Genomic DNA, 21087 nt, shown 5'->3' with positions numbered 1-21087 from the left:
GCCAGGGTCATCTTCTGGGTGGCGTTGGAGGTGTTGAAGCAGTACTGCAGCTGACCCTTGCGGCAGGCGCGGCACTCCCCGCACACCGCCCGCCAGTTGAGGACCACGTAGTCCCCGACGGCGACGTTGGTGACGCCGGCACCGACGGCGGAGACCACGCCGGCGGCCTCGTGGCCCAGCAGGAACGGGAACTCGTCGTTGATCCCGCCCTCGCGGTAGTGCAGGTCGGTGTGGCAGACGCCGCACGCCTGGACGTCGACGACCGCCTCACCCGGACCCGGGTCGGGGACGATGATCGTCTCGACGGTGACCGGAGCACCCTTGCTGCGGGCGACGACGCCCTTCACCTCATAGGCCATGCGGGCAGCCTAGAACGGGGCCCGCGCGGGTCGACGGGCGCTCCCGGCATGCGGAAGCCCCCGTCGGGTGGTTGAGTCCGCAACGGAACGGTCACGGTCGCCGAGCGACATGACCGGCCTGGACGTAACGTCCCCGGGGTTTCGTGAGCGTGAGCCACACGATGCACCCGGGACACCCGGGGCACCCCTCGACCGGAGGTCCGTCCGTGGCAGTACCGAGTTTCCTGGCGCGCGAGCGCATCGTGGCCCGACCCGGCTTCAACCGGTGGCTCATCCCACCGGCCGCCCTGGCGGTGCACCTGTGCATCGGCCAGGCCTACGCCACCAGCGTCTACAAGACGGCCCTGGTCGAGCACTTCGACTCCAGCCTGACCGCGATCGGGATCATCTTCTCGATCGCCATCGTCATGCTCGGGGTCTCCGCCGCGCTCTTCGGCACGTGGGTGGACCGCAACGGCCCGCGGGCGGCGATGTTCACCTCCGCCTGCTTCTGGGTCTCCGGCTTCCTCGTCGGCTCGCTCGGGATCGCCACCGAGCAGCTGTGGCTGCTGTACCTCGGCTACGGCTTCCTCGGCGGCATCGGCCTCGGCATCGGCTACATCTCGCCGGTCTCCACGCTGATCAAGTGGTTCCCCGACCGGCCGGGCCTGGCCACCGGCATGGCGATCATGGGCTTCGGTGGCGGCGCGCTGATCGCCTCGCCGCTGTCGCGCCAGCTCATGGACGTCTACGACCCCGCCTACGACGGCAGCGCGGGCACCGTGCCCAGCGGCAACGCCGTCGCGCTGCTGTTCCTCACCCTGGGCCTGGTCTACCTGGTCTTCATGATGTTCGGCGCCTTCATCATCCGGGTGCCGGCCGACGACTGGCGGCCCGCGGGTTTCGACCCGGCGTCGGTCAAGAAGAAGGCGCTGGTCACCACCGAGAGCGTGTCGGCCGACAACGCGATCAAGACCCCGCAGTTCTGGCTGCTGTGGATCGTCCTGTTCTGCAACGTCACCGCGGGCATCGGCATCCTGGAGCAGGCCGCGCCGATGATCCAGGACTTCTTCCGGGACGGCGGCACCTCGACGGTCGCCGCGACCGCGGCCGCCGGCTTCGTCGGCCTGCTGTCGCTGTTCAACATGGGCGGCCGGTTCGCCTGGTCCACGACCTCGGACTTCATCGGGCGCAAGCCGATCTACATGGTCTACCTGGGCGTGGGGCTGGTGCTCTACGTCCTGCTCGCCACGATCGGCAGCAGCGCGACCTGGATCTTCGTCATCCTCGCCGCGATCATCATCTCCTTCTACGGCGGCGGGTTCGCCACCATCCCGGCGTACCTGCGCGACCTCTTCGGCACCTTCCAGGTCGGCGCCATCCACGGCCGCCTGCTCACCGCGTGGTCGGCCGCCGGCGTCGCCGGCCCGCTGATCATCAACAGCGTGCTGGACACCCAGGGCACCCCCGGTGAGCTGGTCGCGGCCAACTACCGGCCCGCCCTGTTCATCATGGTGGGCCTGCTCGCCATCGGGTTCATCGCGAACCTCCTCGTCCGGCCGGTGGCCGACAAGTGGCACGAGCCGAGGAGGACGACCCCCGCCACCGCCCGCGCGAACCCCGAACGGAGCGCCGCCCGATGAGCTCGCCCTCCCGAGACCAGCAGCCGACCCACACCCCGACCGGGCTCATCGCCTTCGCCTGGACCCTCGTCGGCGTCCCCCTGGCCTACGGCCTGTACAACACCGTGAAGACCGCGATCGCCCTCTTCACCGGCTGATCCACCTCCACCACACCGACAGCGCGCCCCCGTCCGGCACCGGACGGGGGCGCGCTGCTGTGCGGGGACCTCGTCGCCGGCCCAGCAGCCCGCCCAGGACCGGACCCCGCGGAGCGCTACGGCTGGCGTTCCCGGCGGCCGAGCGGCGGCAGCGGGAGGTGCTCGGAGAGGTCGGCGCGGTTGCCGCTGGCGGCGAGCAGGCCGCCCGCGACCGCGGTCGCCCAGTCCAGCCGGCCGGTGGCCAGCCGCAGCCAGGTGGCCGCATCGGTCTCCACCACGTTCGGCGGCGTGCCCCGGGTGTGCCGCGGCCCGGGCACGCACTGGACGGCGACGTGCGGGGGCACCCGCAGTTCCACCGAGCGGCCGGGTACCTGCTGGGCCAGCCAGCGGGCGCTGGTCCGCACCGCCGCACCCACCACCGACCGGGGCGGCTGCTCCGCCTCGCCCGCCACCCAGGCCAGCGTGGGCGCCAGCGCCGCCCGCAACTCCTCGGCGGAGATGGGGGCGGGCATCAGCTGGTCGGGACGGTCCCCGCGGGGACGGCGCCCACCGTGGCCTCGGGCGTGCCGAACAGCGCGGGCAGGGTGGCGCTCCACGCAGCCCGCAACCCACCCAGCGGCAGCTCGCCCACGCCCTCGACCGCCAGCACGTCGCCGCCCGTCGTCCCGAGCTCGGTGACCGGGACCCCGGCCTCCTCGGCGACCCGCCGCACCGCCTCGGGGTCCGACGTCGTGACGACGGCTCGCGCGGCGGACTCGCTGAACAGCGCCGTGAAGGCGTCCCCGACCGGGCTCAGCCGGGCGCCGACGTCGTAGCGCAGCGCGGACTCGGCCAGGGCCTGGGCCAGGCCGCCGTCGGCGAGGTCGTGCGCGGAGCTGACCACGCCCTCGCGGGACAGGGTGGCGAGGAGCTCGCCGAGCGCGCGCTCGGCCTCGAGGTCGACCGCCGGCGGGCGGCCGCCGAGGTGGCCGTGGACGACCGACGCCCACGCGGACCCGCCGAACTCCGGCCGGGTCTCGCCGAGGAGCAGCACCGTCTCCCCCGCCGACCGCCAGCCGGTGGGGACGCGCCTCCGGACGTCCTCGTGGACACCGAGGACGCCGATGACGGGCGTCGGGTTGATGGCGACGTCGCCGGTCTGGTTGTAGAGGCTGACGTTGCCGCCGGTGACCGGCAGGCCCAGGGCGCGGCAGGCGTCGGCCAGGCCGCGGACGGCCTCGGCGAACTGCCACATGACCTCGGGTTCCTCCGGGGAGCCGAAGTTCAGGCAGTTGGTGACCGCCAGCGGCCGGGCCCCGGAGACGGCGACGTTGCGGTAGGCCTCGGCGAGGTTGAGCTGCGCACCGGTGTACGGGTCCAGCCGGGCGTAGCGGCCGTTGCCGTCGAGGGCCAGCGCGATGCCGCGGTGGGTCTGCTCGTCGATGCGCACCACGCCGGCGTCGTCGGGCTGGGCCAGCACGGTGTTGCCGCGGACGTAGCGGTCGTACTGCTCGGTGACCCAGGACTTGTCCGCGCCGTCGGGGCTCGCGACGACGGCCAGCCAGTGCGCGGTGAGCTCCTCGGGGGTCTGCGGGCGCGGCAGCGCGGCCGGGTCGTCGGCCTGCAGCGCGTCGAGGTCGGCCGGGCGCGCCATCGGACGCTCGTACACCGGGCCCTCGTGCGCGACGGTCCGCGGCGGCACGTCGACGATGCGCTCCCCGTGCCAGTCGACGGTGAGCCGGTCGCCGTCGGTGACCTCCCCGATGACGGTGGCGAGCACGTCCCACTTGCGGCAGACGGCGAGGAAGGCGTCGACCCTGTCCGGCTCGACGATCGCGCACATGCGCTCCTGCGACTCGCTCATCAGGATCTCGGCGGGCGTGAGCGTGCTGTCGCGCAGCGGCACCCGGTCGAGGTCGACGTGCATGCCGCCGGTGCCGGCGCTGGCCAGCTCGGAGGTCGCGCAGGACAGGCCGGCGCCGCCGAGGTCCTGGATGCCGGTGACGAGGTCGGCGGCGAAGATCTCCAGGCACGCCTCGATGAGCAGCTTCTCGGTGAACGGGTCGCCGACCTGCACGCTGGGCCGCTTGGCCGGGCCCTCGGCGTCGAAGGTCTCCGAGGCCAGGACGCTCACGCCGCCGATGCCGTCCCCGCCGGTGCGCGCGCCGAACAGGACGACCTTGTTGCCGACGCCCTCGGCCTTGGCCAGCCGGACGTCCTCGTGCTTCATGACGCCGACGCACAGCGCGTTGACCAGCGGGTTGCCCGCGTAGCAGTCGTCGAACAGCAGCTCGCCGCCGACGTTGGGCAGGCCCAGGCAGTTGCCGTAGCCGCCCACCCCGGCGACGACGCCGGGCAGCACCCGGGCGGTGTCGGGGGCGTCGGCGCGGCCGAAGCGGAGGCTGTCCATGACCGCGATCGGGCGGGCACCCATGGTCAGGATGTCGCGGACGATGCCACCGACCCCGGTCGCCGCGCCCTGGTAGGGCTCGACGTAGCTGGGGTGGTTGTGCGACTCGACCTTGAAGGTGACCGCGTAGCCGTCGCCCACGTCGACGACGCCGGCGTTCTCGCCGATGCCGACCAGCAGCGCCTCGCTGGGCGGCAGGTCGCCGAAGCGGCGCAGGTGCACCTTGCTCGACTTGTAGGAGCAGTGCTCGCTCCACATCACCGAGTACATGGCTAGCTCGGCCGTGGTGGGCCGGCGCCCCAGGATGTCCTTGATGCGGGCGTACTCGTCGGCCCGCAGGCCGAGCTCCCGGTAGGGCTGCTCGACGTCGGCCGTCCGCGCGGCGAGCTCGACGGTGTCGAGCTGGTGCTGCAGCGGGCCGGGCCCGGTGTCGAGGTCGGAGAGGCCGGCGCTCACGCGGACACCATCGCCGTCAGCACGGAGGTGAAGAAGCCCAGGCCGTCGGTGCTCGGGCCGGTGAGGTCCTCGACGGCGTGCTCCGGGTGCGGCATGAGGCCGACGATGCGGCCGTCCGCGCTGGTCACCCCCGCGATGTCGCGCATGGAGCCGTTCGGGTTGCCCTCGACGTAGCGGACGGCGACCCGGCCCTCCCCCTCGATGCGGTCGAGGTCGGCGGGCGCGGCGACGTAGCGGCCCTCACCGTTCTTCACCGGGACGACGATCCGCTGGCCGGCCTCGTAGGACGCCGTCCACGCGGTGTCGGCGCGCTCGATGCGCAGCGCCTGGTCGCGGTTGCGGAAGTGCAGGTGGCCGTTGCGGGTGAGCGCACCGGGCAGCAGACCGGCCTCGCAGAGCACCTGGAAGCCGTTGCAGATGCCGAGGACCGGCATGCCGCGGCGGGCCCGGTCGACGACGTCGGCCATCATCGGCGCCCGCGCCGCGATCGCGCCCGCCCGCAGGTAGTCGCCGTAGGAGAAGCCGCCGGGGAGGACGACGGCGTCGACGTCCTGGAGGTCGTGCGACGCGTGCCAGAGCGCGACCGGCTCCGCGCCGGCCAGTCGCACCGCGCGCGCGGCGTCGACGTCGTCCAGGGAGCCCGGGAAGGTGATGACACCGATGCGCACAGCGGTTCCGTTCAGTCGGTCGGGAGGTGCAGCTCGACGTCCTCGATGACGGGGTTGGCCAGCAGCGTCTCGGCGATCTGCTTCAGCTCCGCCTCGTCCGGCGTCCCGTCGACCTCGAGCACGAAGTGCTTGCCCTGGCGGACGCTGCGGACGCTGTCGTGGCCGAGCCGGCCCAGCGCTCCCAGCACCGCCTGACCCTGGGGGTCGGAGATCTCCGGCTTCAGGACGACGTCGACGACCACCTGGGGCACGACGTCGAGGGTACCGGGGTCGCGCAGCCCACCGGCCGCCCGCCGGGTGACCCTGCCCACGCCCGCCGCCACGGGACCGGCGATCCCGGCGGGGGAGCGGCGCGGCTCAGGCGGGGGCGACGAGGGACCACACCGCCTCGGGTGCCTCCCAGTGGGCGTTGTGGCCGGCGCCCTCGAGCAGCACCGCGTCGACGTCCACCCGCCGCATCGCGGCCAGGCCGACCATCGGGTCGGCGGACCCGGCGGCCAGCCGCAACGGCGCGGCCGATCGTGACAGGACCTCCTCCACCGACGGGCCGACGGCGCCGAACGCGCGCGGGTCGAGCGCGGCCGTGTACCCGCCCTCGGTCTCCCGGACGCCGGCCCGCGCGACGGCGTCCTCCGGCGGGACGAGCCCGCTGAGCCCGGCCAGCCTGAGGTGCCGGTCGGCGGCCTCGGCGGCGGTCGGGAACACCTGCGGCGGGCGCGCGGCCATCGTGCGGGCGCGCGCCTCCTCCTCGGGCGTCCAGTCGATCTTGACGCCGACGGCGACCACGCGGCTCACCTCGACGCCGTACCAGCCGCCGGCCAGCACCGCGCCGACGACGCCGCCGAACGAGTGGCCCAGGACGGTCACCCGCGCGGCACCGGCCGCCGCGGCCACCGAGGCGACGTCGGCCGCGTGCACCCCGTACCCGTAGGGCGGCTCGGCCACCGACCGGCCGTGGCCGCGCAGGTCGGGCACCGCCCACGACCCCGGCCAGGAGGCCTCGACCAGCGGCAGCAGCCGGTCCCACACCGCACCGGTGGCGCCCAGCCCGTGCAGGAGCAGCAGGAGGTCCGGCCCGGACCCACCGGAGCGGTAGGCGATGCCCGCGCGCGTCAGTGCCACGTCAGCGGAACGTAGTGCCCGTCAGCGTCTCGTAGGCGGTCACGTAGCGCTCGCGGGTCGCCGCCACCACGTCGGCCGGCAGCTCCGGCGGCGGGGAGACGCGGTCCCAGCCGGACGTCGTCAGCCAGTCCCGCACGAACTGCTTGTCGTACGAGGGCTGCGCGGCCCCCGGCGACCAGGTGACCGCCGGCCAGAATCGGGAGGAGTCGGGGGTGAGCACCTCGTCGCCGAGGGTCAGCCGGCCGTCGGCGTCCAGGCCGAACTCGAACTTCGTGTCGGCCAGGATGATCCCCGCCTCCCGCGCGATCTCCGCGCCGCGGCGGTACAGCGCCAGCGTCAGCTCGCGCAGCTCGGCGGCCCGGCCGGCCCCGACGGCGCCCTCCACCGCGGCGAAGTCGATGGCCTCGTCGTGCTCGCCCACCTCCGCCTTGGTCGACGGCGTGAACACCGGCTCGGGCAGCTGCGAGCCCTCGACCAGCCCGGCCGGCAGCGCGACGTCCCGGATGGCGCCGGACCGCTGGTACTCCACGGTGCCCGACCCCGACAGGTAGCCCCGGGCCACGCACTCGACCGGCAGCATCGACAGCCGCCGCACGAGCATCGCGCGCCCGGCCACCTCGGCCGGGACGTCGGACGCCGACACCAGGTGGTGCGCCGCCCCGAACTGCTCGAGCACCGGCGTGAGCTGCTCGAACCACCACACCGACAGCGCGGTGAGGACCCGCCCCTTGTCGGGGATCGGCGTCGGCAGCACGTGGTCGTAGGCCGAGATGCGGTCGGAGGCGACCAGGAGCAGCCGGTCGGGGCCGGCGTCGTAGACCTCACGCACCTTGCCGCGCGCCACCAGGGGCAGGTCGAGGCTCACCTCAGCGCAGCCAGCCGCTCGAACAGCGGGTCCAGGTTCGCCACGTACCGCTCCGGCCGGCAGATTTCGTCCAGCCGGGCCTCGTCGAGCGTCACGCCGGAGGCGGCGGCCCGCTGCCGCAGCGTCTCGCGGAACGGCGTCCCGGTGTTCCACGTCTCCATGGCCGCCGACTGCACCAGGGCGTAGGCGTCCTCGCGGGACAGGCCGCCCTCCACCACCTCGAGCAGGACCGAGGAGGTGTAGATCAGACCGCCGGTGGACTCCAGGTTGGCGCGCATCCGGTCGGCGTCCACCACGAGGTTCTCCACCAGACCGGTGGTCAGGTGCAGCAGGTAGTCGGTGGTGACGGCGGCGTCGGGCAGGAACACCCGCTCGGTGGAGGAGTGCGAGATGTCCCGCTCGTGCCACAGCGGGATGCCCTCCATCACCGGGACGACGGCGGCGCGGACCACGCGGGCCAGGCCGGCGATGCGCTCGGAGCGGATCGGGTTCTTCTTGTGCGGCATCGCACTCGAGCCCTTCTGGCCGGAGCCGAAGGCCTCCGAGAGCTCCCGCACCTCGGTCCGCTGCCCGTGCCGCACCTCCAGCGCCACCGTCTCGCAGACGGTGGCGATGATCGCGAGCGCGGCGACCCACTCGCTCACCGAGTCGCGCAGCACCACCTGGGTGGAGGCGTCGGCCGGGCGCAGGTCCAGCGCCTCGGCGACCGCCACCTCGACCGACGGGTCGATCAGCGAGTAGGTGCCGACCGCGCCGGAGATGGCGACGACGCCGACCCGCTCCCGCGCCGCCCGCAGCCGGTCGCGCGACCGGGCCGCGGCGAACGCGATGTCGGCGACCCGGTGGCCCCAGACGTCGGGCTCGGCGTGCACCCCGTGGGTGCGGCCGACCCTGATGGTGTGCCGGTGGGCCAGCGCGTGGTCCCGCAGGACCGCGACCAGCCGGTCCATCCGGGCCAGCAGCAGGTCGGTGGCCTCGGTGAGCTGCACCGCCAGTGCGGTGTCCAGCAGGTCCGACGAGGTCATGCCGTGGTGCACGAACGCCGCCGCGGACCGGGGCTCGGTGTTGTCCGCCCACGCGGTGAGGAAGGCGATGACGTCGTGCTGCGTCGTCTCCTCGATCTCCGCGACCCGCTCCGGCGTCGGGGGCGCCGCCTTGCGCACGGGCTCCACGACGTCGGCGGGGACGCGCCCGGCCGCGGCGTGCGCCTCGAGGACGAGGGTCTCGACCCGGCACCACAGCTCGTACTTGTGCTGGTCGCTCCAGACCCGTCCCATCTCGGGGAGCGTGTACCGCTCGATCATGCGGGTACCGCCTGCCACTGCTCAGCTCGTCGCACCACGGGGACATCCTCCCGCAGGGCTGGCGGGGTCCCCCCTGTGGGGCTTCGATGATCGTCCAGGCCCCTACTGCCCCGCGGGAGGTACCGATGCTGCGCCAGGCCTCCTCGCTGGTGAACCGGGCGCGCGAGCGCATCCGTGCGGCCGCCGAGCACGACCCGCACGGCTGGCCGGAGCGGGACGACGACCGCGCGATCCTCGTGCACGACGACGTCCCCGTGGAGCCCGCCGTCGACCCACCACCGGGCGACGACGAGGCGCAGCCACCCCTGGGCAGTCCCGAGCCGGGCGCCCCGGACCTCGACGGGCCGATCCAGCCCGGCGGGGTGAGCGGTCCCCCGGCCGGGGGCCGTCCGCACCGCACCGGCCAGCACGCCCGACGGCTCACCGGTGCCGACCGCCGCGGCAGCGACGACGCCGTCGTCCCGCCCGGTCTCCGGATCGCGGCCGCGTGGTCGTGGCGGCTGATCGTGGTGATCGCCGGCATCTACGTGCTCCTCTACGCCGCCGCCCACGTGGCCGTCGTCCTGGTGCCGGTGTTCGTGGCGCTGCTGCTGTCCGCCCTCCTCCAGCCCGGCGCCGCCGCCCTGGTGCGGCACGGCTGGCCCCGGTCCCTGGCGGCGCTGGCGATGCTGGTCGTCGGGCTCGGCGTCGTGGCCGGGATCATCACCCTGGTCGTCGAGCGGTTCACAGCCGGCTTCTCCGACCTGGCCGACCAGGTGAGCCAGGGCCTCACCCAGGTGCGGGACTTCGTCGTCGACAGCTTCCCGGTGTCGCAGCGGCAGATCGACGAGGCCCTGACCGCCGCGCAGGACGCGCTGGTGGCCAACCAGGACACCCTGACCTCCGGCGCGCTCACCACCGCCGCCACCGTGGGCGAGGTCTTCACCGGGATCGTCCTCGCGCTGTTCACGCTGTTCTTCTTCCTCAAGGACGGCCGCTCGATCTGGCTCTGGCTGATCGGCCTGTGCCCGGCCGACGCCCGCGCCTACGTCGACGAGGCCGCCCGCCGCTCGTGGCGCACGCTCATCTCCTACGTCCGCGCGACCGTCGCCGTCGCCCTGGTCGACGCGGTCGGCATCGGCATCGGCCTGGCCGTCCTCGGCGTGCCGCTGGTGATCCCGCTGGCCGCGCTGGTGTTCCTCGGCGCGTTCATCCCGATCATCGGGTCGTTCCTGGCCGGCTCGGTGGCCGTGCTGGTCGCGCTGGTGTCCAAGGGCCCGATCACCGCCCTGATCGCGCTGGCCATCGTGGTGGCGGTCATGCAGCTGGAGGGGCACGTCCTGCAGCCGCTCCTGCTGGGCCGGGCGGTGCGGGTGCACCCGCTGGCCGTCGTCCTGGCCATCGCCGCGGGGCTGCTGATCGCCGGGATCTTCGGCGCCCTCATCGCCGTGCCGCTGGTGGCCTGCGCCAACGTGGCGGGCACCTACCTGAGCCGGCGGCACGACGGGCCGCGGCCGCCCGAACCGCGCCCGGAACGGGCGCGGCCGGCGGTCACCGCGGAGTAGCAGGAGGACCCCGCCCTCCCCACCCTCCGCAGGCGCGGGGCGGTGCCCCGGACGGGGCCGGACGCGACCGCGCGACCGGTCAGGGGGCGGTGATGCGTCCTTCGACGGCAGCCAGCGCGATGTCGGTGCGCCAGTGCGCGTCGGCCAGCCGCACCCCGGCCACCCGCTCGTAGGCCAGCTGGCGGGCAGCGGCCAGGTCCTCACCCACCGCCGTGACGGCGAGCACCCGCCCGCCGGCGGACCGGACCGTCCCGTCCGCGTCGAGCGTGGTCCCCGCGTGCAGCACGCCCTCGCCGTCCGCGCCGGTGATCGGGTCGCCGGTGCGCGGCCGCTCCGGGTACCCGGCCGCGGCGACGACGACCGTGACCGCCGCCCCCGGCCGCCAGCGCAGCGGCGGGTGGTCGGCGAGCGTGCCCGTGGCGGCGGCGTGCAGCAGCCCGGCCAGCGGGGTCTCCAGCAACGGCAGCACGACCTGCGTCTCCGGGTCGCCGAAGCGCGCGTTGAACTCCACGACCCGCACGCCCCGCGAGGTCAGCGCCAGCCCGGCGTACAGCAGCCCGGAGAACGGCTCGCCGCGGCGGCGCATCTCGTCGACGGTCGGCTGCAGCACCGTGGCCAGCACCTCGTCGACCAGGCCGGGCGGCGCCCACGGCAGCGGCGCGTAGGCGCCCATCCCGCCGGTGTTGGGCCCGGCGTCGCCGTCGTCGCGGCGCTTGGCGTCCTGTGCGGGCACCAGCGGCAGCACCGTCGTCCCGTCCGTGACGGCGAACAGGGACACCTCGGGGCCGTCGAGGTACTCCTCGACCAGTACCGCCCCGCCGGCGTCGAGCACGCGGTGCCCGTGGGCGACGGCGGTGGCCCGGTCGGTGGTGACGACGACGCCCTTGCCCGCGGCCAGCCCGTCGTCCTTCACCACGAACGGGCCCCCGCCCACCGCGCCCGCCTCGTCCAGCGCGGTCTCCAGCTCGGCCGGGCCACCGACGGGCCACGACCGGGCGGTGGGCACGCCGGCGGCGGCCATCACGTGCTTGGCGAAGGACTTGCTGCCCTCCAGCTGGGCGGCCTGCTCCGACGGTCCGAAGCAGGCGATCCCGGCGTCCCGGACGGCGTCGGCGGCCCCGGCCACGAGCGGCACCTCCGGACCGATCACCACGAGGTCCGCGCCCCATCCGGTGGCCAGGGCGGCGACCGCGACGGGGTCGGCCACGTCGAGGGCAGCCGCCTCGGCGACCGCGCGGGTGCCGGCGTTGCCCGGCGCGCAGGCCAGTGCCGTCACCGCCGGGTCGTCGTGCAGAGCGACGCACAGGGCGTGCTCCCGGGCACCGGAGCCGATCACGAGCACGCGCACGGACCGCGACCCTACCGACGCGGGGTTCAGCGCAGCCGGTTGGGCTGGGCCCGCATCGCCTTGTGCAGCGCCCGGACGCGGGCGTGCTCGGCGGCCCGCGCCCGGGCATCGGAGCGCAGCGCCTGCCGCCGGGCCTCGGCCTGCAGCTTGCGCCAGGCCGTGTAGCGGGCCGGGTCCAGCCGGCCGTCGGCGATCGCCGCGGCGACGGCGCACCCGGGCTCCGCGCGGTGCCCGCAGTCGCGGAACCGGCAGAGTGCGGCCAGCTCGGTCACGTCGGCGTAGGCGGTGTCGATGCCCTCGTCGTCGACCACGCCGAGCTCCCGCATCCCGGGGGTGTCGACCAGCAGCCCGCCGCCGGGCAGGAGGTGCAGCTCCCGGGCGGTCGTGGTGTGCCGGCCGCGGCCGTCGGTCGCCCGCACCTCGCCGGTGGCGACCACCGGCGTGCCGAGCAGCGCGTTGGCCAGGCTGGACTTGCCGACGCCGGACGGCCCGACCATCGCCGCGGTCCGGCCGGGGCCGATCCGCGCGGCGACGTCCGCGACCCCCGCCCCCGTCACCGAGCTCACCGGCAGGACCTCGACCCCGAGGGCGGCCTCGGCCACCTCCTGCACCGCGGCGGGGACGTCGTCGCACAGGTCGGCCTTGGTGAGGACGACGACCGGGGTCGCCCCGCTGCCCCACGCCACGGCGAGGTAGCGCTCCACCCGGCGGGTCCGCCGCGGGCCGGTCAGGGCGTCGACGACGAGCACCGTGTCCAGGTTGGCGGCCACCACCTGCTCCGCCGACGTCCGGCCGGCCATGACCCGGGTGAACGCCGTCCGGCGGGGCAGCACCGCGACGGCGAGCTCCCCACGCAGGGCGACCCAGTCACCGACCGCGGGAGCGGTCAGCGCGGCCCCCGGGTGGGCGCGCAGCTCCCCCTCGGCGGTGAGGACGGTCAGTCGGCCGCGGTCGACCCGCGCGACCCGCCCCGGTACGCAGCCGGGCGGCAGCTCCGCGACGCGCTCCGGAGTCCAGCCCAACAGTGAGAGATCCGTCACTGAGGCATGGTGACGCGCAGGTCAGCCCGCTGTCCTCCGAATTGTGGGCAACTCACGGCCCCGAGTTCGCGTTGTGTTCAGGTCTGTGCGGTGTTGTCGATGACATGCACGCGCGCGAGTCGCTGGCTGTCCGCCCGGCGATCGGCCTCCCCCGTCCCGTCGTCGTGGGTCACCGCGGCGCCTCCGCCTACCGGCCCGAGCACACCGCCGCCAGCTACGAGCTGGCGATCGACCTCGGTGCCGACCTCATCGAGCCCGACATCGTGGTCAGCCGTGACGGGGCCCTGGTCGTGAGGCACGATCGAGAGCTCTCACTGACCACCGACGTCGGCCAGCACCGCCGCTTCGCGGACCGGAGGACCACCAAGGTCGTCAGGGGTCGGCCGGTCTCGGACTGGTTCGTCGAGGACTTCGACCTCGACGAGCTCCGGTCGCTGCGTGCCGTAGAGCGCTTCCCGTCACTGCGATCGGTGAGCGCCCTCTACGACGGCCGCTCGGGAATCCTTACGCTGGCCGAGGTGGTCGAGCTGGCGCAGAGGCACTCGAAGCCTCATCGGACGGTCGGCGTGCTGGTGGAGATCTCGCCCGGACTCTCCGGCGGCGCCTCGCACGTCGCTCCCCTGGTTGCGGCGGAGCTGCGCCGCCTCGGAGTGGCCGGTGCCACCTCCGGCGTGGTGCTGCAGTCTTTCGAGCCAGAGGCGTTGCGCGCACTGCGGGAGGACCTCGGCGACGACGGCCCGCCCATGGTGCAGCTGGTGGATGACGGTCCGGAGAATGATTGGTTGCTGCTGCCGTCGACGCTGCGTGCGATGACGGAGTACGCCTGCGCCGTCGGGCCGAGCCGCCATCGGTTGCTGCTCCGCAATCCGGACCAGTCGTTACAGGGCACCACCGACTTGGTTGACCGGGCCGGGGATGCAGGCCTCGACGTGTGGGTGTGGACCCTCTGCCCCGAGAACGCCTTCCTGCCGATCGAGTGGCGCCGGGGCACGGGCCTCGGCCAGCACGGGGACGGCGTCAGCGAGGCCCGACTGCTCCTAGACCTCGGCGCGGCAGCGCTCATCTCCGATGCCCCGGATGTCACGCTGCGGGCCTGCGCCGTCTCGGAGCCCGCACTGGTCGGCCCAGTTCCCTAAGCGCCGGTAAACGCCCGCACCAGGCGGTGCGCCGAGCGCCCAATCCATGGCAGAAGGTCCAGCACCACGGTCACTGCGAGGCCGACCACCACGGACAGGGCCACTTTCCCCAACCCTTCTTCCGCGGCCAGGTAGTACAGCAGGATCCCGCTCAGGAGGCCAGCAGCGAGCTTGGGAGCGTAGCGCTCGACCCCCCGGCGGAAGGCACCTGGTTCGGGAAGTTCTGGTACGTGGCCGTGTGCGCACAGCATCCCCCGGATAAGTGGAACCTGATGGGTGGCGGCCAGCATCATGGTCGAGGCGAAGACGATGCCCTTCTCCTTGCCGCGGTCCTTGCCGTACTTCGCAGCCAGTAACGTGGGGAAGTTCCGTGGCCAGTGCTTGTCGCGTCGGACGTACGACGTCCATCTCAGAGTTCGCGACGGGAGCCTCCGACGGAACCATCCGCGGTAGAGCAACTTGGACGTGTCGATTTCGTTCAGGTAGCGCGGCACCAGCCGTCCGACAGCACCTGAGGGGTAGAGCTCCTCGAACCTCAGGTTCTGCCGCGGGGTGACGTCGTCGAGCCCCTCAAACCCGGGGGCGCCACGGCCGAGCCGCGTCATGCGGCAACCACCACGCATGCGGTTCCGTTCCCGGTCTGGGTTAGTCGGGTCCTCCCGTTCCGAGAGCCTGACCTCTCCCTCACCGACCACGGCCGCGTAGTACCGGTCGTGAGGAACTCCCTCGACCGCCTGACCGTCGATGATGAGCAGGCCGCCGTCGTTCAGCCACCGACGCATGGCGGACTGCCGATGTTCGAACCAGCGCAGCGCCGTGTCACCACCAAAGTCGGGGTCACCGTTCACCGCGTCCCAGTTGATGATCAGGATGTCGGTGGAGCTCTCTATCACCTGCCACGGGGTCGGGCCAGCATCGTTCTGCGAGACGGCGAGCCAGTCGGCCAGGGACAGCCGCCTGACCTCAGTCTCGAATTGCTTGTCCCTGGTCAACTGCTCTAAGAGCGGGGTCCAGAAGTCTGCGTGGCAGCGGCCCTCCCGGTCCACGACAACGGTGACCTTCTTCGGTTCCATGCCGTTCCCCTCCGGCCTCGGGCGATGTGCCTGCGGGGGTCCTACCGGAAGACGGCAGCGAATAGCAGGACCTTGTGCACGGCGTGTGAGGGAATCGGGACAACCGAGATCCCGGCGCTGCTCAGACCTCTGATGGGAGGTTGGTCACCCGCACGATCACCTGTTGGTGGTCCACCGTGTACCCCTCGTACGCGAAGCCCGTCCCGGTGCGCTCGACGAACTCCTGCCATGCTCGGTGCTCGTGCCCTTCCCAGCCGGCGTAGTTGAAGTACTCGTCGAAGACGATCACGGTGCCCTCGCGCAGGCGAGGACCCACGTGATCGAGGACCGTTTTGGTCGAGGAGTAGATGTCGGCGTCTAGGTGCAGGAACGCCACCCACTCCGAATGCGTGTCGAGGAAGGACGGCAGCGTGTCCGCGAAGAGGCCGACCACGAGTTCGGCGCCCTCGACCACCGGCGGGATCTCCATGGCGAACGAGCCGGCACGGACGGTGGAGCGCCAGTCCTCTGGCAGACCCTGGAAGGAGTCGAACCCGTAGACCTGGTAGCCGCGGCGAGCCGCGGCAATCTGGCGCAGGGACTCGCCGGTGTACACACCGAATTCGAGCGCCATTCCCTCCTCCGGCGCGAGGGACAGCCCATGGGCGAGGGTTCTCCGTGGGTCGTCGAAGAAGGGGGCGGTCGGCATCTGTGCCAGTGCGAATTGGGCGCTCGACTGTGCCGCATCGCGCTGCCCAGCGACGTAGAGGTTGCTCCTGGCCCGCTTCTCTATCCGCAACAACTCTGACACGAGCCGATCGGCCTCCGCGCGGACGAGTCGTTCGACCTCCTCCTGCCGACGGGCCACCGCGGCCAACTCTTCGCGAAGCCGCCCGAGTTGCTCGCCAAGCACCCGCCGCGACGTTCGGCGCGCGAGCCCCGTCCTCAGCGCACGAGCCACCGTGGTCAGCCAATTCCGCATCGGCACTCCTCCGCGCTTGCTCAAGCGCTCACAGACGACCTTCTGGCCGTGGCGCGACTCAGCCGATCAGGTCGTGGACGACGACGTTCTCGTCGCGGCCCGGGCCGACGCCGATGACGCTGATGCGGGCGCCGGAGAGCTCCTCCAGCCGCCGCACGTAGGCCTGGGCGTTGGCCGGCAACTCGTCGAAGGTCCGGCAGTTCCGGATGTCCTCGAACCAGCCGGGCATCTCCTCGTAGACCGGCTTCGCGTGGTGGAAGTCGGTCTGGGTCATCGGCATCTCGTCGTGCCGGACGCCGTCCACCTCGTAGGCGACGCAGATCGGCACCGTCTCCAGGCCGGAGAGCACGTCGAGCTTGGTCAGGAAGTAGTCGGTGATCCCGTTGACCCGGCTGGCGTAGCGGGCGACGACGGCGTCGAACCAGCCGCAGCGGCGGTCGCGGCCGGTGGTGACGCCGACCTCGCCGCCCTGCTTGCGCAGGTACTCGCCGCTGGCGTCGAACAGTTCGGTCGGGAAGGGCCCCGAGCCGACGCGGGTCGTGTAGGCCTTGAGGATGCCCACGACCCGCTGGATGCGGGTGGGGCCGATGCCCGACCCCGCCGACGCGCCACCGGCGGTCGGGCTGGACGACGTCACGAACGGGTACGTGCCGTGGTCGACGTCCAGCAGCGTGCCCTGGGAGCCCTCCAGCAGCACCCACTCACCGGCGTCGAGGGCGTTGGCCAGCAGCAGGCGGGTGTCGGCGATGCGGTGCTTGAGCTGCTCGGCGTAGCCGGTGTACTCCTCGACGACCTCGTCGACGTCGATCGCCTTGCGGTTGTAGACCTTGACCAGGACCTGGTTCTTCTCCTGCAGGGTGCCCTCGAGCTTCTGGCGCAGGATGGACGGGTCGAGCAGGTCCTGCACGCGGATGCCGGTGCGGGCGACCTTGTCGCCGTACGCCGGGCCGATGCCGCGGCCGGTGGTGCCGATCCGGCGCTTGCCGAGGAACCGCTCGGTGACCCGGTCCAGCGCCCGGTGGTGCGGCATGATCAGGTGCGCGTCGGCGGAGATCACCAGGCGCGAGGTGTCCACGCCGCGCTCCTCGAGGCCGGCCAGCTCGCCGATCAGGACCTGGGGGTCGATCACGACGCCGTTGCCGATGACGGGCGTGCAGCCCGGGGTGAGGATCCCCGAGGGGATCAGGTGCAGCGCGTACCGCTCCCCGTCCGGGGTGATGACGGTGTGCCCGGCGTTGTTGCCGCCCTGGTACCGCACCACGTAGGGCACCCGGCCCCCGAGCAGGTCGGTGGCCTTCCCCTTGCCCTCGTCGCCCCACTGGGCACCGATCAGCACGACTGCCGGCATCGCTCGCTCAGATCCCCTCGGAACTCCGTCACCGGCGGATGACCGGCTGGCAGGTGGCAGGGTATCTGCATGTCGCTCGTCCAGTTCGACCTGCGCGGCCTCGGGCCCGGCCAGGCACCGGCCCGCGAGACCGTCGCCTCGGCGGTCGACGCGGACGCCGTGCTGGTCAGGGGCCCGGTGCCGGCGCTGGCTGCGGTGCTCGCGGCACTGGACAGGGCCGGGCGGGCGGCGCGGGTGCCGGTCTCGTGGGAGCCGGCCGACGACACCCCGTCGACCGGGCTGGCCCGCGCGCTGGGTGTGGGCACCGGCGGGGAACGGGAGCTCGGCCTGGTGCGCGACGACCACGGGGGCGTGCTGCTGCACCACGGCCGGCTGGAGTCCGCCGACCCCGGACGGCGCGGCCCGCTCGCCCGCCGGTTCGGGGCGCAGGCCCACAACGACGCGGCCAAGGTCGCCGACGGGATGATCACGCGCATCGACGTCCGGCCCGAGTGGCGCGAGGTCGACACCCTGGGCGTCGTCGTCATGACCCTGCCGCTGCGCCCGGCCCGCCGCACCACCGGCCGGGCGGTGCAGATCGCCTGCGACCCGGCGCGGGTCGTGCGGGACGGCGTCCCGTACCCGCGGCCGGTCAGCCGCTGGACCTGGTTCGCCGACTACCGGGTGCGCTGGCGGCTGCGCCCCTGAGCGGCCCCCTCTGCCGGGTCCCGTCCGAGCGGGACCAGGGACGGGAGGAGAGCGGCGCTCTCTCGTGGACACTGGTCGCACGTCTCTGGTCGAGGAGGCCCCCCTGCCCACGTCCTGTCCCCGCCGGTGACCGCCGACGGTCTGCCCTCCTTCGGGCCGCACGCCGCCCTGGGCCCGGCCCGGGGGCGGCGGCTGCTCGACCGGGCGCTGGCCCGCCCCAGCCTGGCGGCCTTCGTGGGTCTGGCCGTCGTCCTGCTGTTCTTCGTCCCCCAGGCGCCGGGCCTGCTCAGCACCGGCGGGCTGGCCAGCACCCTGGACGCGGCGGCGCCGATCGGCATCGGCGGGGTCGCGGTGGCCCTGCTGCTGGTGTCGGGGCACTTCGACCTGTCCATCGGGATGATCTCGGTGGGCAGCGCCCTGCTCACCGGGCTGCTCATCACCGAGACCGGCTGGGGCACCTGGCCCGCGCTGGCCGGCTCGCTGGCCGCCGCGCTCCTGGTCGGGCTGGTCAACGGCTGGCTGGTGGTCACGACGGGGCTGCCCAGCTTCCTGGTCACCCTGGCGACGTTCCTCGTGCTGCAGGGCGTCGCCCTCGCCGGCACCCGGTCCCTCACCCGCTCGGTGCGCCTCGACGGGCTCGACGCGGCCCCGGGCTGGTCCTCGGCGTCGGCGGTGTTCGGGGCGACGGTGCAGGTGGGCGGCGGGCGGTTCCGCATCTCGCTGCTGTGGTGGGTGCTGCTCACCGCCTGGGCGTCCTGGACGCTGTGGCGCACCCGGTTCGGCAACGGGGTGTTCGCCGTCGGGGGCGCCCGCCGCGCGGCCCGCGAGCTCGGCGTCCCCGACGGGCGCACGACGATCGCGCTGTACTGCTGCACCGCGGCGGCCGGCTGGCTGGTCGGCACCCTGGGGGTGGTGCGACTCGGTGGCGTGCAGGCCAGCACCGGGCTGGGGACGGCGATCACCTTCGTCGTGGTCGCGGTCATCGGCGGCTGCCTGCTGACCGGCGGGTACGGCTCGGCGGTCGGGGCCGCGGTCGGCGCGCTGGTCTACGCCACCGCGCGGCACGGCGTGGTGCTGGCCGGGTGGGACGCACGCTGGTTCGAGGCCTTCCTCGGCGTGCTGCTCCTGGTGGCCCTGCTGGCCAACGGGGTCGTGCGCGACCGGCTGAGGGCGGTGCCGCGATCGTGAGCGAGCCGGCCGCCCCCTCCGCTCCGCTGCTGGAGCTGCGGGGGGTCAGCGTCCACCACGGCAGCGTCGCCGCGCTGGCCCGGGTGAACGCGGCGTTCCGTCCCGGGGAGATCACCTGCGTGCTCGGGGAGAACGGCTCCGGCAAGTCGACGCTGGTCTCGATTCTGTCGGGGCTGTGCCGCCACGACGAGGGGCAGCTGCTGTTCGAGGGACGGCCGGTGCGTTTCCGGTCACCGAAGGCCGCCCGCGCCGCGGGCATCGCCACCGTCTGGCAGGACCTCGCCGTCGCGCCGCTGCTGTCGGTGTGGCGGAACTTCTTCCTCGGCGCCGAACCGACCCTCGGACGGTGGCCACTGCGCCGGCTCGACCTCACCGCGGCGCGGGAGACGACGGTGCGGGCCATGGCGCAGGTCGGCGTCCCGGGCATCGACCCGGACCAGCCCGCGTCCGCGCTGCGCGCCGGCGAGCGGCAGACCCTGGCGATCGCCCGCGCGCTGCACTTCGGCGTCCGGGCCCTGGTGATCGACGAGCCGACGGCGCCCATGACCATCCAGCAGCACACGCTGGTGGGGCAGGCCGTGCTGACGGCACGGGCACGGGGGATGGCGATCGTGGCGGTCACGAACAACCCGCGCTACGCCCACCTCGTCGGCGACCGGTTCCTGCTGCTGGCGCACGGGCACGTGGCCGGTGACCTGACGCGTGAGGACGTCGACGCCGACGTCCTCACGCGCCTCATGGCCGGCGGCGATGAGCTGACCTCTCTCACCGCCCGGCTGCGTGAGCTGCACCCGGAGCTCGACGAGCGGTGAGCGCCGGACCCGGCCCCGTCCCGAGGCCCGCGCCGGGCGGAGCGGCGCGCGAGGGGGACGGGGCCTCCCTCAGGTGAAGATGCTCACCCCGCCCGGGCCGACGAGCAGGCCCACGACGATGAGCACGATGCCCCAGAGCAGTTGCCTGCGCAGGAGGGCGACGATGCCGGCGATCACGAGGACGACGGCGATGATCCAGAGAAGCGTTGCCATGCAGCACCTCCGGTGACGGGCGTCCGGTGTGGACGCCGGGGACGGAGCGTAACGAGTGGCGGGCAAATGCGCACGTCGAACGGTCACTCATGGTGACCACAGAGGGCGCCGGGTGATCAGGTGGCGGGGTGGACCAGCCGCTGCAGCAGGTCGACGTGCCAGTCGACCTGGACCCGCCGACCCACGTGCCCACCCGGGCGGACCAGGTCGAACCGGGTGAGGACGGCACCCGCGTCGGCCCACAGCAGGGCCAGGTGGCCAGGTGCTGAACGGGGCTCGTCGGGCCGGTCGTCGAGGTGGAGCTGCAGCTGCCGGCTGGGCGCCTGCCGGTAGAAGGCGCGCAGCCCGTCGGTGGCCGCGGCCGGGAGCTCGCCGTCGTCGGACCGCCAGACCCGCAGCACGTCGGTGGGGGTGCGCAGGATGAGCCCGCTCATCGGCAGCCCGAGGTTGTCGGTGCCGGTGTCGCCGAACTCCAGCTGCGCGGCCAGGAGGGGGTCGGAGGGGTCGTCCTCGGGCCGGGCACCCCAGGGCCGCAGCCGCTCCATCGCCTCCCGCCGCACCAGCTGGTGGTCGAGGTGGCGGTCGGCCGACGGGTTCCAGCCGCGTTCGGCGTGGACCGCCGCGCTGACCCGGACGCCGGCGGACAGCGCCTGGTGGACGGCCAGCAGCAGCGGCCGCAACCGGTCGACGACGGCGCGGGGCGAGTGGTCCGGGGTCACCCCGCCGTCCTACCGGACGCCGGTGTGCTCCGCGTGGCCCGCCCCGCGGTGTCACCCGCACGCGGAGGACGGCGGGCGGGGGATGAGAGGCTGCGG

The 21087-nt window shown here is 73.7% G+C and carries 22 protein-coding genes; 7 read left to right on the top strand and 15 right to left on the bottom strand.

The annotated features are described in order from the left end of the window. Positions 1-359, bottom strand: a 359-nt coding sequence (locus ACI78V_RS18665) for an alcohol dehydrogenase catalytic domain-containing protein (protein WP_456853438.1), incomplete at its 3' end; no start/stop codon positions are given. Between the two features lie 206 nt (positions 360-565). Between ACI78V_RS18665 and ACI78V_RS18660 the strand changes: the two genes are divergently transcribed. After that, entirely contained in the window at positions 566-1981 is a 1416-nt protein-coding gene (locus tag ACI78V_RS18660) for an OFA family MFS transporter (protein WP_456853436.1), read from the top strand. Further along, entirely contained in the window at positions 1978-2118 is a 141-nt protein-coding gene (locus ACI78V_RS18655; protein WP_456853434.1) for an MFS transporter small subunit, read from the top strand. The genes ACI78V_RS18660 and ACI78V_RS18655 overlap by 4 nt, the downstream gene beginning before the upstream one ends. Before the next feature lie 116 nt (positions 2119-2234). On the opposite strand, the gene ACI78V_RS18650 is transcribed toward ACI78V_RS18655, so the two are convergent. From ACI78V_RS18650 to purB, 7 genes are read right to left on the bottom strand one after another with little or no spacing between them, the layout of a single operon-like run. Then, a complete protein-coding gene (locus ACI78V_RS18650; RefSeq protein ID WP_456853432.1) occupies positions 2235-2630 on the bottom strand; it encodes a sterol carrier family protein in 396 nt (131 codons plus the stop codon). Further along, positions 2630-4963: a phosphoribosylformylglycinamidine synthase subunit PurL gene (gene purL / locus ACI78V_RS18645; protein ID WP_456853430.1), complete on the bottom strand. Its 2334-nt coding sequence runs from the start codon at positions 4961-4963 to the stop codon at positions 2630-2632. The genes ACI78V_RS18650 and purL overlap by 1 nt, the downstream gene beginning before the upstream one ends. Beyond that, entirely contained in the window at positions 4960-5631 is a 672-nt protein-coding gene (gene purQ / locus ACI78V_RS18640) for a phosphoribosylformylglycinamidine synthase subunit PurQ (RefSeq protein WP_456853428.1), read from the bottom strand. Before purQ ends, purL begins: the two co-directional genes overlap by 4 nt. 11 nt (positions 5632-5642) lie before the next feature. Next, positions 5643-5942, bottom strand: a complete 300-nt coding sequence (gene purS / locus ACI78V_RS18635) for a phosphoribosylformylglycinamidine synthase subunit PurS (protein ID WP_456853426.1) — start codon at positions 5940-5942, stop codon at positions 5643-5645. Positions 5943-5988: 46 nt separating this feature from the next. Continuing rightward, entirely contained in the window at positions 5989-6753 is a 765-nt protein-coding gene (locus ACI78V_RS18630; protein ID WP_456853424.1) for an alpha/beta fold hydrolase, read from the bottom strand. A 1-nt stretch (position 6754) separates the two neighbouring features. Then, on the bottom strand, positions 6755-7618 hold the full coding sequence (locus tag ACI78V_RS18625) for a phosphoribosylaminoimidazolesuccinocarboxamide synthase (RefSeq protein ID WP_456853423.1): 864 nt from the start codon (positions 7616-7618) through the stop codon (positions 6755-6757). Further along, positions 7615-8922 carry an adenylosuccinate lyase gene (gene purB, locus ACI78V_RS18620; protein WP_456853421.1) on the bottom strand — a complete coding sequence of 436 codons (1308 nt, stop codon included), beginning with the start codon at positions 8920-8922 and terminating at the stop codon, positions 7615-7617. The genes ACI78V_RS18625 and purB overlap by 4 nt, the downstream gene beginning before the upstream one ends. A 125-nt stretch (positions 8923-9047) precedes the next feature. On the opposite strand from purB, the gene ACI78V_RS18615 reads away from it, so the two are divergent. Continuing rightward, positions 9048-10466, top strand: a complete 1419-nt coding sequence (locus ACI78V_RS18615) for an AI-2E family transporter (protein ID WP_456853419.1) — start codon at positions 9048-9050, stop codon at positions 10464-10466. A gap of 79 nt (positions 10467-10545) precedes the next feature. Here the strand turns inward: ACI78V_RS18615 and purD are convergent, their stop codons facing one another. Next, positions 10546-11814 carry a phosphoribosylamine--glycine ligase gene (purD, locus tag ACI78V_RS18610; RefSeq protein WP_456853417.1) on the bottom strand — a complete coding sequence of 423 codons (1269 nt, stop codon included), beginning with the start codon at positions 11812-11814 and terminating at the stop codon, positions 10546-10548. A gap of 26 nt (positions 11815-11840) precedes the next feature. Then, the gene (rsgA, locus tag ACI78V_RS18605; RefSeq protein WP_456853415.1) at positions 11841-12854 is read right to left on the bottom strand and encodes a ribosome small subunit-dependent GTPase A; all 1014 of its coding nucleotides are present in this window, start codon (positions 12852-12854) and stop codon (positions 11841-11843) included. On the opposite strand from rsgA, the gene ACI78V_RS18600 reads away from it, so the two are divergent. Continuing rightward, positions 12839-13990, top strand: a complete 1152-nt coding sequence (locus tag ACI78V_RS18600; RefSeq protein ID WP_456853413.1) for a glycerophosphodiester phosphodiesterase family protein — start codon at positions 12839-12841, stop codon at positions 13988-13990. The two genes, rsgA and ACI78V_RS18600, sit on opposite strands and share 16 nt — an antisense overlap. On the opposite strand, the gene ACI78V_RS18595 is transcribed toward ACI78V_RS18600, so the two are convergent. The 3 genes from ACI78V_RS18595 to ACI78V_RS18585 form a co-directional block, all read right to left on the bottom strand. After that, on the bottom strand, positions 13987-15063 hold the full coding sequence (locus tag ACI78V_RS18595; protein WP_456853412.1) for a hypothetical protein: 1077 nt from the start codon (positions 15061-15063) through the stop codon (positions 13987-13989). The genes ACI78V_RS18600 and ACI78V_RS18595 overlap by 4 nt on opposite strands. A gap of 121 nt (positions 15064-15184) precedes the next feature. Next, complete coding sequence (locus tag ACI78V_RS18590) at positions 15185-16024, bottom strand: class I SAM-dependent methyltransferase (protein ID WP_456853410.1); 840 nt, start codon at positions 16022-16024, stop codon at positions 15185-15187. Positions 16025-16082: 58 nt separating this feature from the next. Next, positions 16083-17372, bottom strand: coding sequence for an adenylosuccinate synthase (locus tag ACI78V_RS18585; protein WP_456853408.1), 1290 nt, complete (start codon positions 17370-17372; stop codon positions 16083-16085). A gap of 69 nt (positions 17373-17441) precedes the next feature. Between ACI78V_RS18585 and ACI78V_RS18580 the strand changes: the two genes are divergently transcribed. The 3 genes from ACI78V_RS18580 (at position 17442) to ACI78V_RS18570 (ending at position 20059) form a co-directional block, all read left to right on the top strand. Then, positions 17442-18059, top strand: coding sequence for a hypothetical protein (locus ACI78V_RS18580; protein ID WP_456853406.1), 618 nt, complete (start codon positions 17442-17444; stop codon positions 18057-18059). 126 nt (positions 18060-18185) lie between these two features. Further along, complete coding sequence (locus ACI78V_RS18575) at positions 18186-19247, top strand: ABC transporter permease (protein WP_456853404.1); 1062 nt, start codon at positions 18186-18188, stop codon at positions 19245-19247. Continuing rightward, on the top strand, positions 19244-20059 hold the full coding sequence (locus ACI78V_RS18570; RefSeq protein ID WP_456853402.1) for an ATP-binding cassette domain-containing protein: 816 nt from the start codon (positions 19244-19246) through the stop codon (positions 20057-20059). The genes ACI78V_RS18575 and ACI78V_RS18570 overlap by 4 nt, the downstream gene beginning before the upstream one ends. A gap of 69 nt (positions 20060-20128) precedes the next feature. On the opposite strand, the gene ACI78V_RS18565 is transcribed toward ACI78V_RS18570, so the two are convergent. Both ACI78V_RS18565 and ACI78V_RS18560 read right to left on the bottom strand, forming a co-directional pair. Further along, positions 20129-20272, bottom strand: coding sequence for a GPGG-motif small membrane protein (locus ACI78V_RS18565; protein ID WP_456853400.1), 144 nt, complete (start codon positions 20270-20272; stop codon positions 20129-20131). Between the two features lie 116 nt (positions 20273-20388). Further along, positions 20389-20991, bottom strand: coding sequence for a hypothetical protein (locus tag ACI78V_RS18560; protein ID WP_456853399.1), 603 nt, complete (start codon positions 20989-20991; stop codon positions 20389-20391). Between the last annotated feature and the right edge of the window lie 96 nt (positions 20992-21087).

This window comes from Geodermatophilus sp. SYSU D00742 (genome assembly GCF_054049935.1).
Note: the sequence above shows the minus strand (reverse complement) of the source record. Positions and strands in the feature narration are given on the sequence as shown.